The 13,603-nt window shown below is 59.0% G+C and carries 11 protein-coding genes, 4 tRNA genes and 1 pseudogene; 6 read left to right on the top strand and 10 right to left on the bottom strand.

Translation table 11 applies throughout. The features are described 5' to 3' along the window. Positions 1 to 30: 30 nt before the first annotated feature. Positions 31 to 690 (bottom strand): transglutaminase domain-containing protein, encoded by a 660-nt coding sequence (locus tag ACGJAX_RS13585; protein WP_390959403.1) that lies wholly within the window; start codon positions 688 to 690, stop codon positions 31 to 33. 248 nt (positions 691 to 938) lie between these two features. On the opposite strand from ACGJAX_RS13585, the gene ACGJAX_RS13580 reads away from it, so the two are divergent. Beyond that, positions 939 to 3,386, top strand: coding sequence for an acyl-CoA dehydrogenase (locus ACGJAX_RS13580; RefSeq protein WP_390959401.1), 2,448 nt, complete (start codon positions 939 to 941; stop codon positions 3,384 to 3,386). Between the two features lie 84 nt (positions 3,387 to 3,470). After that, on the top strand, positions 3,471 to 3,878 hold the full coding sequence (locus ACGJAX_RS13575) for a PA2817 family protein (protein ID WP_047526931.1): 408 nt from the start codon (positions 3,471 to 3,473) through the stop codon (positions 3,876 to 3,878). A gap of 57 nt (positions 3,879 to 3,935) precedes the next feature. Here the strand turns inward: ACGJAX_RS13575 and ACGJAX_RS13570 are convergent, their stop codons facing one another. Next, a complete protein-coding gene (locus ACGJAX_RS13570) occupies positions 3,936 to 4,934 on the bottom strand; it encodes a LysR family transcriptional regulator (protein ID WP_090317650.1) in 999 nt (332 codons plus the stop codon). Positions 4,935 to 5,025: 91 nt separating this feature from the next. Between ACGJAX_RS13570 and ACGJAX_RS13565 the strand changes: the two genes are divergently transcribed. From ACGJAX_RS13565 to ACGJAX_RS13555, 3 genes are all read left to right on the top strand, one after another. Then, complete coding sequence (locus ACGJAX_RS13565) at positions 5,026 to 5,652, top strand: alanyl-tRNA editing protein (protein ID WP_247255331.1); 627 nt, start codon at positions 5,026 to 5,028, stop codon at positions 5,650 to 5,652. 92 nt (positions 5,653 to 5,744) lie between these two features. Beyond that, a complete protein-coding gene (locus tag ACGJAX_RS13560; protein WP_090317643.1) occupies positions 5,745 to 6,515 on the top strand; it encodes a 2OG-Fe(II) oxygenase in 771 nt (256 codons plus the stop codon). A 1-nt stretch (position 6,516) separates the two neighbouring features. Then, positions 6,517 to 7,155, top strand: coding sequence for a LysE family translocator (locus tag ACGJAX_RS13555; protein WP_247255329.1), 639 nt, complete (start codon positions 6,517 to 6,519; stop codon positions 7,153 to 7,155). Between the two features lie 114 nt (positions 7,156 to 7,269). On the opposite strand, the gene ACGJAX_RS13550 is transcribed toward ACGJAX_RS13555, so the two are convergent. The 4 genes from ACGJAX_RS13550 to ACGJAX_RS13535 all read right to left on the bottom strand — a co-directional run bounded on the left by ACGJAX_RS13550 (position 7,270) and on the right by ACGJAX_RS13535 (position 7,682). After that, positions 7,270 to 7,345 (bottom strand) — tRNA-Gly (locus tag ACGJAX_RS13550). 3 nt (positions 7,346 to 7,348) lie between these two features. Then, a tRNA-Glu gene (locus ACGJAX_RS13545) sits at positions 7,349 to 7,424 on the bottom strand. A 104-nt stretch (positions 7,425 to 7,528) separates the two neighbouring features. Beyond that, positions 7,529 to 7,604: transfer RNA gene (locus tag ACGJAX_RS13540), tRNA-Gly, on the bottom strand. Between the two features lie 2 nt (positions 7,605 to 7,606). Then, a tRNA-Glu gene (locus ACGJAX_RS13535) sits at positions 7,607 to 7,682 on the bottom strand. A gap of 386 nt (positions 7,683 to 8,068) precedes the next feature. On the opposite strand from ACGJAX_RS13535, the gene ACGJAX_RS13530 reads away from it, so the two are divergent. After that, positions 8,069 to 8,827, top strand: coding sequence for a hypothetical protein (locus ACGJAX_RS13530; RefSeq protein ID WP_245706671.1), 759 nt, complete (start codon positions 8,069 to 8,071; stop codon positions 8,825 to 8,827). A 258-nt stretch (positions 8,828 to 9,085) separates the two neighbouring features. Here ACGJAX_RS13530 and ACGJAX_RS13525 read toward each other — a convergent pair whose 3' ends face one another. The 4 genes and pseudogenes from ACGJAX_RS13525 to ACGJAX_RS13510 form a co-directional block, all read right to left on the bottom strand. Further along, positions 9,086 to 9,790 carry a methyl-accepting chemotaxis protein gene (locus ACGJAX_RS13525; RefSeq protein ID WP_390959861.1) on the bottom strand — a complete coding sequence of 235 codons (705 nt, stop codon included), beginning with the start codon at positions 9,788 to 9,790 and terminating at the stop codon, positions 9,086 to 9,088. A gap of 213 nt (positions 9,791 to 10,003) precedes the next feature. Beyond that, positions 10,004 to 10,171 (bottom strand): annotated as a pseudogene (locus ACGJAX_RS13520) (HAMP domain-containing protein); the annotation flags it as partial. A gap of 987 nt (positions 10,172 to 11,158) precedes the next feature. Next, on the bottom strand, positions 11,159 to 12,544 hold the full coding sequence (locus ACGJAX_RS13515; RefSeq protein ID WP_390959397.1) for an aminotransferase class I/II-fold pyridoxal phosphate-dependent enzyme: 1,386 nt from the start codon (positions 12,542 to 12,544) through the stop codon (positions 11,159 to 11,161). 272 nt (positions 12,545 to 12,816) lie between these two features. Then, positions 12,817 to 13,578, bottom strand: coding sequence for an SDR family oxidoreductase (locus ACGJAX_RS13510; RefSeq protein WP_090317626.1), 762 nt, complete (start codon positions 13,576 to 13,578; stop codon positions 12,817 to 12,819). Between the last annotated feature and the right edge of the window lie 25 nt (positions 13,579 to 13,603).

The raw sequence follows: 13,603 nt of genomic DNA, 5'->3' as shown, positions 1-13,603 counted from the left end.
TGGATGAATGCGCAGGCAGCATACGCCGGATCAGGCGCGACTCAAATCGCTCTGCATGTCCCCCAACAGCCCTGGCAGTTGCTTGCCGAACAAGTGCGGATAACACTTTTCAAGGTGCTCGAAGAAAAACGTTTCCGGCACGTCGCTGAACTGGCCATGATCAATCAGATACTCCATCAGCTTCTCGCCATCACGGTTGAATGGATGGAAAACACTGTCGTTGATCCCGTCGAATTCCAGCGGCGCGACATTGAACAACTCACACAGACCCTGGTTGAAGGCCGGGGTGGCTTTGACCCAGCGGCCGTTCAGGTAAAGCTCGGTGTAGCCATGCATGGCAAACACGTCGCTCTTGAGCAATTCGAGCAGACGCGGCGTCGATAAATGATTGCGTACATCCGCCAGACCAATCCGCGCGGGAATTGCGCAATGCCGCGCGCACCCGGCCAACAGCGTGGCCTTGGGCACGCAGTAACTCTCACCGGTCGCCAGTGCATGACTGCCGCGCAAGGTCTGTGGATCACGACTGAACGTGTAAGGGTTATAGCGCACGACTTCACGGACGGCGTAATAGAGGTTGATCGCCTGCTCGAGCGGGTCGCGACGGCTGCCGCGATGTTGTTCGGCGAACTCCATCACCGAGGGATGGTCACTATCGATGAAGCGGCCGGGACTCAGGTACTCGTGCATGAGGGCAATCTCCTAGGGTAGCTCCGAGTCTAGCGAGAGGTTCAGCACAGAGATAACGACGTTTCGGCCAAAGATGGGCGTTATGTCGCTCGCTCAACGAACGATTTTTCAAGGTCTGTCGTTCATCAGGCCTACAAAATCAGCCACTGTTTCCCACGTTTTCAATCACATCGCTCTGACCACCCTGTTTTGCGGATGCCGTCTAAGCTCTGAGGGTTGGCTCGCCCTGGTTTCACGGAGGATTAAATATGCTGCTGTTGTGGATACTGGTTCTGATTGTCGGAATAGCTTATTTGGCCCACCGCCGGATTTCGCCGCTGCCTGCACTGGGTATCGTGGCTGTCTACCTGCTGGCAATGAGCGTATTCAGCCACGCACCAGGCTGGCTGCTACTGATTCTCTGGGTGCTGGTCGCTGTCGTGGCGACCCCATTGCTGCTACCTGACCTGCGCCGTAAATGCTTCAGTGCGCCGCTGTTCAACTGGTTCCAGAAAACCCTGCCGCCCATGTCAGAAACCGAGCGCGAAGCCATCGAGGCCGGCACGGTATGGTGGGATGGCGAATTGTTCAGCGGCCGTCCGGACTGGAACAAACTGCTGGCCTATCCCAAAGCGCAGTTGAGTGAGGAGGAACAGGCCTTCATCGATGGTCCGACCGAAGAACTCTGCGCCATGGTCAGCGACTGGCAGCTCGGTCAAACCATGGACCTGCCGGCCGAGGCCTGGGCATTCATCAAGGAAAACGGCTTCTTCGCCCTGATCATTCCCAAGGAATTTGGCGGCAAGGGGTTTTCGGCCTATGCCCACTCCCAGGTCGCGATGAAACTGGCGTCCCACAGCGGCGACCTTGCCTCCACCGTGATGGTCCCCAATTCCCTCGGCCCGGCCGAACTGTTGCTGCATTACGGCACCGACGAACAACGCAACCATTACCTGCCACGCCTGGCGCGCGGCGAAGAAATCCCCTGCTTCGCCCTCACCGGACCGTTGGCCGGCTCCGATGCGGGCGGAATGCCAGACACCGGGGTGATCTGCAAAGGTCAATGGGAAGGCAAGGAAACCCTCGGCCTGCGCCTGAACTGGGAAAAGCGCTACATAACACTGGGCCCGGTGGCCACCCTGCTCGGCCTGGCGTTCAAGGCCTACGACCCGGATCACTTGTTGGGCGAGCAGGAAGACCTGGGCATCAGCCTGGCACTGATACCGACTGACACCGCGGGAGTGGAAATCGGCCGCCGTCATCTGCCGCTCGGTGCGGCGTTCATGAATGGCCCCAACTCCGGCAAGGATGTGTTCGTGCCGCTGGAATACCTCATCGGCGGTCAGGAAATGCTCGGCAAGGGCTGGATGATGCTGATGAATTGCCTGTCAGTAGGGCGCTCGATCTCCCTGCCAGCGGTCGGCACCGGCATGGCCAAGTTCACCAGCCTTGTGACCGGCCAGTACGCCCGGATTCGCGAGCAGTTCAACGTTCCGATTGCCGCCTTCGAAGGCATTCAGGAAGCCATGGGACGCATCGCCGGCAACGCCTGGATGATGGACGCGGCGCGCATGCTGACCACCAATGCGGTGGATCTTGGCGAGAAGCCGTCGGTCCTGTCGGCGATTCTCAAGTACCACCTCACCGAACGCGGCCGCGAGTGCATCACCCACGCCATGGATGTTCACGGCGGCAAGGCGATCATCATGGGGCCGAAGAACTATCTCGGACGAATCTGGAATGGCGCGCCGATCTGCATCACCGTGGAAGGGGCGAACATTCTCTCGCGTAACCTGATGATCTTTGGCCAGGGGGCGATTCGCTGCCATCCGTTCGTCCTCAAGGAAATGGCCCTCGCCAGCCGCGAAGACAAGGATCAGGCGCTGAGCGAGTTTGACGGCCTGCTGCTCAAGCATATCGGTTTTGCCGTGAGCAATGCGGCCAGCACCCTGGTGCTGAACCTCGGTTTCGGCCACCTGGAACACCTGCCGGGCGACAGGCTCAGCCAGGGTTATTTCCGCGCGCTCAACCGTCAGGCCGCCGCGTTCGCCCTGCTCGCCGATCTGAGCATGATGCTGCTGGGCGGTGAATTGAAACGCCGCGAACGCCTCTCGGCACGGTTGGGCGATGTATTGAGCAATCTGTACCTGGCCAGCGCCGCGCTCAAGCGTTACAGCGACCTCGACTCACCGGAACACATGACGCCGCTGTTTACCTGGGCCATGGAAGAAAGCCTGGGCCAGGCCGAGCGGGCCATGGACGAACTGTTGAGCAACTTCCCGAACAGGGTACTGGGCTGCCTGTTGCGGGTGATCGTGTTCCCGTTCGGCCGCCGCCACAAAGGGCCTTCGGACAAGTTAGGCGCGGAAGTGGCGGCAGTGATCGGCCGTGCCAAAGGCGATCCGACTCTGGAAGAGTTGCTCTTGGGCTGCTATCGCCCGCAATCGGCCGAAGACCCGGTCGGCGCACTGCAACACGCCAGCGATCTGTTGAACGCAGCGCAACCTCTGCAAAAGAAACTGCATGTGGCACTCAAAAGCGGTCAGGTCAAACCGATCGCCGGGGAACACATCATTGATACGGCACTTGAAGCTGGCGTATTGCAACCCGTGGAGGCACATGCTCTGCGTGAAGCCGAAGCGGCGCGACGCAAGGTGATCAATGTCGATGACTTCGACAAGGACGAGCTGGCGCTGGCCGCAGGGAAGGTCCGCTGATCCAGCAGTCCCTCTCTTCCAAGTGAAAAAAGGGCGCAGGAGCTTTATACTCCTGCGCCCGTTTTGCTCTTGAGGACTTATCTCGTGTCCAACATCGTTGCCGATCATCTCGTTCTGCTCGACCACCTGCGCAGCATCCTGGTCGCCGTAGGTGAGGCCGACCAGGTTCCCGAAGAAAGCCATGCCTTGTTCCTGGAGCGCTTTGACGAATTGCGTGCATTGCTGCCGGTCGATCCGATCGAAAGCCAATACCTGGGCCAGGACATTCTGTGCCAGGTGATTACCCGCTACCCACAAATCGCCCACCTGGTCCCGCGCGACCTGCTGTGGTACTTCGCCGGCGATTGCCTGCATTACATGCCCGACGATGAAATCGACCTGTACCAGGCCCTGGAAGAGCGTCGTTTCGAAGCCGAACAGAACGACGAACCTTTCGACTGGAACCAGGAAAAACAGCTGCTGGCGTTGTCGAATGAGGACAGCAAGCACTGATCCGCGTTCAGCAATACAAAGGCCCGCATGTTCAACCATGCGGGCCTTTTTAATGCCCTAAAACAAACCGTCACTCTCGGGTAACTCATACTCCGATACCGCCGTAGCCAGTTTGCCCGGCTTCCCTGGTTTGCCCAAGGTCGGCTCTTTCTCCATGCACTCCACGAGGTAATCAATCAACACCCGCAGCTTGGGAGGCAGGTAGCGGGTGGGCGAATGCAGCAACCAGGCACCGCCGTGGTAGGACGCCAGAAAAACCCAGTCCGGCAGCACCTGCACCATCAATCCCTTCTCCAGGGCACGGCGCGCCGTAAAGTACGGCAGGCTGCCTATGCCGATGTGCTGCAATACCGCGCCAAAACGCACACCCGTGTGGTTGGCGGCGTATCGCCCGCGCACGCCCACAGTCACGGATTTGTTGCCTTTCTTGAATTTCCAGCGCGCATCGCTCGGCGTTTCACCCAGGTAGATGCAGCTGTGGTTGAGCAAATCATGGGGATGAGTCGGGGTTCCGTGTTCAGCCAGATACTGCGGCGTCGCGCAAAGCAAATGGTCAATCGTCAGTAACTGCCGCCCCACCAGGCCCGCAGGGGGCCGATCGGTGATGCGAATCGCCAGGTCGACGTGATCGTCGATCAGATCAACCTGCCGATCCTCAAGCAACAGCTCCACATCCACTTTGGGATAGCGACGCAAAAACTCCGGCATATGCGGGTGAATCACGATCCGCCCCACCGCTTTCGGCACACTGAGACGCACCACACCCTCGGGTTCATCCGTGAACTGACCACTGATTTCCATGACTGACCGAGCGGCATTGACCATCTCCTGGCACCGCTTGAAGACCTCCTCGCCACCATCGCTCAACCGCAGCTTGCGTGTGGTGCGTTGCAGCAGGCGAGTGGCCAATGCCTTCTCCAGCCGCGAAATGCTGCGGCTCACCGCCGAAGGTGAAGAGCCCAGCTGCCGGGCCGCCTCGGAGAAGCTGCCGGTCTCGACGACCTTGACGAAAATCGCCATTTCCCCGAGCAACGGCAGTGGAAGATTTATGCTCACAACGCAACAGTCCTTTGATGTTTGAACGGATTATCACGTAATTCCAGGCTCCATATAATGAAAAATGGAAACATTCATACGAGCATGGAATATGACGCTTCGCCTCTTTTTCCATAGTGATGACCTCAAGGCCAATGTGGAAGTCCTGGATTGCACGCCCCACGAGAACGAATTCGCCGTGGTGCTGCGCGCAACGTTGTTTCACCCTCAGGGTGGAGGGCAACCCTGCGACACCGGATGGATCGGCGAAAGCCAGGTATCGCGAGTGGTTCAGGATCCCGACCGGATCATTCACTTTGTCGATCAGCCGATCAAACCCGGCATGACTCAGATCCGGGTGGACGAGCAACGTCGCCGGTTTAACACGCGCATGCATACCGCCGGCCACCTGATCGGCCACTTTGTTCAAGCCATGGGCTGGATGCCGACCAAGGCCCATCATTGGCCAGGCGAAGGACGTGTGCAGTTCAAACCCACGGAATCGGCAAAAGACGTTGATGCCCCTGCAGTTCAGCACGGCATCGAACAATGGATCGCCCGCGACCTGCCGCGCCTGACATCGCTACGCGAGGGCGCCCGGGAAATCGGTTTCGGTGAACTGCCCGCCTATGGCTGCGGCGGCACCCACGTACGCAGCCTGAAGGATCTGGGCGCAGTCACAATCGCTTCCCTTTCGCAGAAGAAAGGGATCCTGTCGGTTCACTACCACGTGGACTGAGGATTCGGACGATGACGCCAATGTCATCGCCTGATGCCGGGGGAGCCCGCGTTCGCGGGCTTCGTTGACTCTCTGATAGATGGACCTAAGACATGATGCTTGAAGTCGAGCGTCTCGATGAGGCGTGCATAAAAAAACTGGCCAATGAAGAAGTCCTTGCCGTCCGTTTCAAAGGCTGGCTGCCCCGGTCGCTGGCGATCCAGATTGGCGACAAGATCCTCGCGCCAGGTTTTGAAGGCTATATCAACGCGCCGAGCATCGGCCGCATCGGCATGGCGTTCTATGAAGCGGAAAACCAGCCAGTACTGATAGAGGACTACTTCGACCGCGCCACCCGTAACATCGCCGAATTACGCAACCGCTGTGCCCCCTACTCCTGCCCGGTCGACACGCTGCGCTGCATGCTCGACGAATCCTGGCCAGCCGGCGCTCACCTGGAAAGCCTTTACGGCCGCAAGATGTACGTTGGCCTGTCACGAGTGGTGAAGCCAGACGTGTGCTTCCTGGCTCATCACGACATTTTCGCCAAGGACGCCCCCGACAGTTTCCAGGCCAGAAGCCTGGAAGCGCAGTTCGCCTGCAATGTTTACCTGAACATGCCCAGTGAGGGTGGCGCGCTGCAGATATGGGACCAAGACATTTCCCCGGAACAGTTCGACGAAATGCGTGGCGACAGTTACGGCATCGACCCGGCCTTGCTCGGCACTCCAACCCTGGAGATAAGCCCTGAACCAGGGGACTTCATCATGTTCAATTCGCGGCGCATGCACGCAGTGACGCCAGGTGTGGCCGATCCACGCTTGAGTCTTTCATTCTTTGTCGGCTATCGCGGCAACGCTTCCCCCCTGACCTTCTGGAGTTGAGATGCTTTCAAATTACCTGGGCGAATTTCTGGCTTTGGCCACGATTCACTTTCTGGCGGTGGTCGCTCCCGGGCCAGACTTCGCCGTGACGATTCGCCAGAGTGTGCGTTTCGGCCGAGTGATCGGGATTTGCACGGCACTGGGGATCGGTGCGGGGATTTCCGTACACGTGCTGTACACCTTGTTGGGCGTCGGCGCACTGATGCACACCACGCCCTGGCTGTTGACGGTAGCCAAGGTCGTGGGCGGCGCCTACATTCTGTACCTCGGTGTCAGCCTGCTGCGCAGCAAACCGAAAACCGTGCCGGAAGGCGGCCACGGCGCAGACGAACCGGTCGTCGAGCAAACGCTGCTGAAAGCCTTTACCACGGGCTTTCTGACCAACGCCACCAACCCCAAGGCCACACTGTTTTTCCTGGCGATCTTCACCACCCTCATCAGCGCCACGACCCCACTGAAAATTCAGGCGCTGTACGGTATCTGGATGTGTTTCGTAAACGCATTGTGGTTCGTCATCGTTGCGCTGTTCTTTTCCAGCGCACGGGTGCGAGTATTGTTCATGCGCATGGGGCACTGGTTCGAACGCACCATGGGGCTGATCCTGATTCTGTTTGCTGGCCGGTTGATTCTGTCGATGTAAGATCCCGACCCTGCAAAAGGCCCGCGCAGTGAGACTGGCGGGCCTTTTTCTGTTTCGCAGATAAATCACGCGCAAACAAAAACGCCGCTCAATGAGCGGCGTTTTCGTTAAATATGGAGCGGGAAACGAGACTCGAACTCGCGACCCCGACCTTGGCAAGGTCGTGCTCTACCAACTGAGCTATTCCCGCAAATGGCGTCCCCTAGGGGACTCGAACCCCTGTTACCGCCGTGAAAGGGCGGTGTCCTAGGCCACTAGACGAAGGGGACACGCTGCCCGGAACACATGGTGTGTGTTTCGGTGCCCAGACCCGCATCCGAAGACTTGGTTCTGGTTTCACTCAGCCTTGCCCGAAAGCAACGCTGTTTAAAATTGGAGCGGGAAACGAGACTCGAACTCGCGACCCCGACCTTGGCAAGGTCGTGCTCTACCAACTGAGCTATTCCCGCTTTGGCGTCCCCTAGGGGACTCGAACCCCTGTTACCGCCGTGAAAGGGCGGTGTCCTAGGCCACTAGACGAAGGGGACACACTACAACATTCACTCCCTGCTTCGTTTCGCTGTGTGCTTTACGCTGCAAGTGGCGCGCATTCTATGGATGGATTGGAAGGTCGTCAACCCCCTGATATAAATTTATTTAAATCAATGACTTCGCCCTGCTTTTCGGCCCCAATCCGGATTTTCCGCCGCCCGGCGTTTGGCGCCTATATTCTGACACTCGCCAAGACGCTATAGTCCACGACATGAATGATGGCAATCTGCTCAGGAGGTGCCAGTATTCATATAAGCAAGGACTGACCGATACAGGTTGAGCCACGCCGATTCAACTCGTCGAGCGGCGCTAGGCGCTTAAATGCCTGGCCACTAAACTCGGACGCGAACCCAATAAAGAGGTCTTACCGGTGACACCACTCATGATCACCCTGCTCGTCGTAGCCGGGATCGCACTCTTGATCGCCATTGGCTACATCAACCATGTGGTGGAAAACAACAAGGTGGAAAGGGCCCGCACCAAGGTTGAACTCAACGATCGCCTGCGCCGTTGCGGCGAGATCACCGAGACCTTCCCTGGCCAGTTGATGACACCGGCGCTCAAGCTGCTGTTGACTCGCCTGGAACTGAACGTCTGCCAGCGCCTGCTGAACCTGGAAAAAACCAGTTCCAACCTCAAGGCGCGGATTGCCGAGCTGGAGGTACTGACGGCCTTGGGCGAAGGGATGCCGGTCAACAACCCGCCGGCACCGATCCAGACCGAAGCCAAGGCCAAGGACGTACGCTTCCTGCTCGAAGCCCTGCACGGCCAGATCACCCGCGCAGCGCAGGACGGCTTTCTTCAGCCCACCGAAGCCAAGCGCTGGATCCGTGAAGTGCGCCATATCCTGGTCTTGCTGCACATTGAGTTCTTCAACAACCTCGGTCAGCACTCCCTGCAACAAAACCAGCCTGGTCAGGCGCGCCTTGCGTTCGAACGTGGCGTGCAATACCTGCGCAAACAGCAGGAACCACAGCTCTACGCCGAACAACTGGAATATCTGGAAAAGCTCCTGGCCCGCGCCAACGACCAGGTCATGGACCGCATTGCGCCGGTAGAAGGCGAAGTGAACCAATTGACCGAAGGCCTCAAAGACGTCGAGGCCGATGCGGACTGGAAGAAAAAAGTGATTTACGACTGATCAGCGACCAAACGCAAAAAAGCCACCGAGACAGGTGGCTTTTTTTTGGTTCACGTCCCGGTGAACATGCATGCCCTGTAGCAGCTGGCTTGCGGCGATGGCATCGAGTGCGCCGTGTTTATCCTGTTCATACGCGTTATCGTTTACGACCATCGCTGCGGTGCAGCGACCCGACAACCCAGCTACAGGGAATCGCTTACAACCGCCAAACAGCGCAGGGCGCAACCGCGCGCACAGCGGTCGGTTGCCACGCCACCTTCAGAGCCTGAAATGCCCCACCATCCCCTTCAACTCAACCCCCAACTGCGCCAGCTCGATACTGGACGCGGCATTCCCCTGCATCGCCAACGAAGACTGATCCGCACTGGCACGAATGCTCGTAACACTGCGGTTGATCTCCTCGGCCACTGAACTCTGCTCCTCGGCAGCCGCAGCGATCTGCTGGTTCATCTGCTGAATCAAGGACACCGCCGACGCTATGCTGCCGAGCGCACTCTCGGTCTGCAGCGCATCGCTCACCGCCAGTTTCACCAGCTCGCCACTGCTCTGAATCTGCTGTACCGACGTCTGCGCCGCCGTGCGCAAGGCACTGACCAGTCGTTCGATCTCCTCCGTCGATTGCTGGGTGCGCTTGGCCAGCGCGCGCACTTCATCGGCCACCACCGCAAAGCCCCTGCCCTGTTCCCCCGCCCGAGCCGCCTCGATGGCGGCGTTGAGCGCCAGCAGGTTGGTCTGCTCGGCCACGCTCTTGATAACGCCAAGCACAGTGCCGATGTTCTGGATTTCCGCACTCAGGCTTTCGATGCTCGAACTGGCCGAAGTGGCCGAATCCGCCAATTGCTCGATCCGCGACATGCTCTGGCGCACCACCTGTTGCCCACTTTCGACCTTGCCATCCGCCGTTTGCGCGGCTTGGGCAGCCTCCTCGGCGTTGCGTGCGACGTCGTGCACGGTAGCGGTCATCTGATTCATGGCCGTGGCGACCTGCTCGGTTTCTTCCTTCTGGCTGCTGACTTCCAGGTTGGTCTGCTCAGTCACGGCGGACAACGATTGCGCTGACGTTGCCAGTTGCTCGATACCGGCCTGCAAACCGCTGACGATATGGCTCAGCCCTACCCCCATCTGCTGCATGGCCTGCATCAATTGACCGATCTCGTCGCGGCGAGTCACCTCGACTGTGCCGCTCAGATCCCCCGAGGCGATCTGCTGCGCCACGCGAATCACACTGCGCAACGGCGCCACGATCAAGCGGGTAATGACCCAGGCCGCAACCAATCCCACCAGCAATGCCAATGCCGAGGAACCGATGATCAGTAATGAATTCTTTTTCAGTTCGGTCTGCATCGACTGATCTTCGGCTACATAGGCCTGGTCCACCCGCGCCACCACTTGATCGGCCCGTTGATGCAACTGCTGATACACCGTCTTTTCCTGCTCCAGCAGGCCGGTGTACTCGGCGAGCTTGTCACTGAAACTGGAGATATGACCGGTCACTTCGTTGAGCACGGTCTGGTAGCCCTCATCCTTGACCGTGGTTTTAAGTTGCTCGGCCTGGGACAGTGCCTGGCTGGCCTGTTCGATCTTGCCCTGCCCCGCGCTGTCGTCACCCTTGCGGCTCTGATCCAGACGTACACGGGCTTCGTTCATGGCTTGCAGCATCAAGCGCGACACCTGGCTGACCTGATTGGCTTGCTCGATGAACTGCGCACCGTCCTTGCCCTCGGAGCTCTTCAAGGTATAGGTGCCGTCATCGGCGAGACCGGACTGCAGCACGTCGAGGTTGTTGGCCACGCTGGACACCGACCAACTGGCCATTTCCAGCGCCAGGTCCTTGGCCTGACTGAGCGAGACGAACTCGTCAAACGCCTTGCGATAAGCCCCCAGGGACTGCTCGACGTCCGTCATGACCGGCACATTGGCCGCCGACTGCGCCTTGAGCTGGATCGCCAGGGCGACCAGGCCGTCAAGCCCTTCATGCAGGGCGTCGGCGGTTTTCGGGTTACCGTGCAAGGCGTATTCCTGCTCCAGCAGCCGCACCTTCAGCAAACCGCTGTTGAGCGACGACATCTGCTTGAGCCCGTCGAAACGATGACTGATGGTTTGCAGGGACCAGACACCGATACCCGCAACCAGGGCGGTCAATAACAGCACCAGCACAAACCCGATACCCAGTTTTTTTGCCATACCGAGGTTGGCAAAACGTCCTTGCACGGCCGAAATCATTGCACTTAGTCCCCTGCCATAATCAATAGACGCAGATTCGCAACGGGTCTGTAGCAACACAAGTCTCTGGCGTCGGAATAATGGCAAAAAGCTACGCCCACGTCGTTTTCAGAACGCTTGAGGTCGATCCGGAGCGGTGGCCTGAAAAAACGCCCGGGCTCTCGGATCACAGGCATAGGCCACATTGATCCGCTGCCAGTCGTTGGCCACACCGCCGGGGCTGAAGGCCGTCGTTGAAGAGAGCAAGACACCGAAGCGTTGCGCCTGGGTCCGCACGCCAGCGTAGTCGGTCATCCGGGATCGCGCCCAGATGAACAAGCCGCCGAGGGGTTTGCCGAACACTTCCCAATCGGCGTCTTCGAGCAACTGCAATGCTGCCATTCTGTCGCTGTTCAAGCGTTGGCGCTGACGTTGCACCAGTTTGCGGTAGGCGCCATTGGCCAACAAACAGGCCAGCACCGACTCGCAAAACCGCGATGCGCCCATGCTGCTGATCATCTTGACCTGCGCCAGTCGCGCAATCTGCTCGGCACCGGCCACCACAAAGCCGACCCGCAAGGAGCTGCTGAGGGTCTTGGAGTAACTGCTGACGTAGATCACGCTGTCATCCAGCGCAGCAAGCCGCGTACCGGGACTGCCGTGCAGATCCGCATAAACGTCGTCTTCGATGACCAGAACGCCATGGGTTTTCGCCAGCTGCAGCACCCGCTGAGCCACAGTCAGCGACAGACTGCTACCCGTCGGATTTTGATAGAAGCTATTGATGAACAATCCACGCGGCTGGTGTTTCAGCAGCAGCGCTTGCAGTGCGATGACGTCTGGCCCGCACGGGGTTCGCGGCACTTCAAGCATCCTGATCCCGTGCAACCTGAGCAAATCGAACAGCAAGGGATAACCGGGGCTTTCCACCACCACACAATCGCCCGGCTTGAACAGGGTTCGCACGATCAGGTCCAGCCCCTGGCTGGCCCCTGCGGTGGTGAGGACGCGGCTATCGTCCGCTTTGATATCGAGCTGTTGCAGGCGTTTGAGGATTTGTAGACGCAAGGCGGGCAAGCCCAGTGGCGTACTGTAATTGAACAGTCCCGCCATGTCGGTACGACTGACCTCACGAATCGCGTAGCTCAGGTCGTCTGTCTCCCGCCAGCTTTCAGGCAGTCCGCCACATCCCAGTTTCAACTCGCACAAACGCGGGCCTTGCTTGATCTGCGCCCCTTCAAACCACGAAGTGTCCGGCTGCGTCTGAGTCATTGGCTGCGCAGCGGCCACAAAAAAACCGCTGCCATGGCGCGACACCAGCACCCCTTGCGCCACCAGACGTTCGCAGGCCTCGATGACAGTGGCCTGACTGAGCAAATTGATCCGCGCGATTTGTCGGACCGAGGGCAACCGCGCTCCCGGAGATACCTCATTGCAACGCAGCCAGCAGTTCAGTGCGTCGACGATTTGCTGCACCACAGGCACCAATGCCTGTCGATCGATTCTCAACTCCATGAGCAAGCCAACTCCTGTAGGTTTCGCGGGAAACAGTTAATCACAGGAGTGTTCGATGGAATGTGCGACAACGCCGCCAAAACCCTCGGCTCTAACCATTTGAAACACATTGCACGCCGTTGACTGAGCCTGAGACAAATGAAAAACCTGTGGGAGTGAACGTGCTGGCGATCGTGGTGTGTCCAGGCAACAAAAATGTCGACTGACACGCCCTCATCACCAGCACGCTCGCTACCACAGGTTCAGTGTTGTCTGTTGACAGGTATCCGGCTTCAGAACGCCGTGACACCTCCGTCCACCGCCAACGAATGCCCGGTAGTGAACGCTGCGCCATCGCTGCACAGATACAACACGGCACTGGCGATTTCCTCGACCTTGCCGATGCGACCGACCGGGTGCATGGCATTGGCAAACTCGCCTTTCTTTGGATCGGCCTCATACGCGCGACGGAACATGTCGGTGTCGATCACCGCCGGGCATACCGCGTTGACCCGGATCTTTTTCTTGGCGTACTCGATGGCCGCCGATTTAGTCAGGCCGATTACCGCGTGCTTCGATGCCGCGTAGATGCTCATCTTCGGCGCCGCCCCGAGGCCGGCCACCGACGCCGTGTTGACGATGGCACCGCCCCCCTGGGCCAGCAGCAACGGCAACTGGTATTTCATGCATAACCAGACGCCTTTGACGTTGACGCCCATGATCGCGTCGAACTCGTCGACCGTGCCTTCAGCCAACTTGCCCTTCTCGATCTCGATACCGGCATTGTTGAAGGCATAGTCGAGACGGCCGTAGGTATTGATCACCTCTTCCATCAGGCTTTTCACATCGCTTTCCACGGTGACGTTGCAGCGCACGAACGTCGCGTCGCCACCCGCCGTACGAATCAGTGCCACAGTGCCCTCGCCGCCCGCCGTGTCCAGATCGGCTACCACCACCTTCAAGCCTTCCGCGGCGAATGCCTGGGCGGTCGCGCGGCCGATACCATTGGCCGCGCCTGTGACGACGGCGACCTTGCCGGAAAAGGTCATGCTCATTGTTGTGTCCTCTTAGAGATGCGGG

Source organism: Pseudomonas moorei, assembly GCF_042846945.1.
GTDB lineage: Bacteria > Pseudomonadota > Gammaproteobacteria > Pseudomonadales > Pseudomonadaceae > Aquipseudomonas > Aquipseudomonas moorei.
This window is presented reverse-complemented; position numbering and strand designations above follow the sequence as displayed.

Coding starts and splice junctions, on each gene's coding strand:
- ACGJAX_RS13510 (WP_090317626.1), bottom strand. CDS start 13,578: ATGAGCATGACCTTTTCCGGCAAGGTCGCCGTCGTCACAGGCGCGGCC.
- ACGJAX_RS13530 (WP_245706671.1), top strand. CDS start 8,069: ATGATCACCCTGCTCGTCGTAGCCGGGATCGCACTCTTGATCGCCATT.
- ACGJAX_RS13580 (WP_390959401.1), top strand. CDS start 939: ATGCTGCTGTTGTGGATACTGGTTCTGATTGTCGGAATAGCTTATTTG.
- ACGJAX_RS13515 (WP_390959397.1), bottom strand. CDS start 12,544: ATGGAGTTGAGAATCGATCGACAGGCATTGGTGCCTGTGGTGCAGCAA.
- ACGJAX_RS13585 (WP_390959403.1), bottom strand. CDS start 690: ATGCACGAGTACCTGAGTCCCGGCCGCTTCATCGATAGTGACCATCCC.
- ACGJAX_RS13560 (WP_090317643.1), top strand. CDS start 5,745: ATGATGCTTGAAGTCGAGCGTCTCGATGAGGCGTGCATAAAAAAACTG.
- ACGJAX_RS13525 (WP_390959861.1), bottom strand. CDS start 9,790: ATGACCGCTACCGTGCACGACGTCGCACGCAACGCCGAGGAGGCTGCC.
- ACGJAX_RS13565 (WP_247255331.1), top strand. CDS start 5,026: ATGACGCTTCGCCTCTTTTTCCATAGTGATGACCTCAAGGCCAATGTG.
- ACGJAX_RS13555 (WP_247255329.1), top strand. CDS start 6,517: ATGCTTTCAAATTACCTGGGCGAATTTCTGGCTTTGGCCACGATTCAC.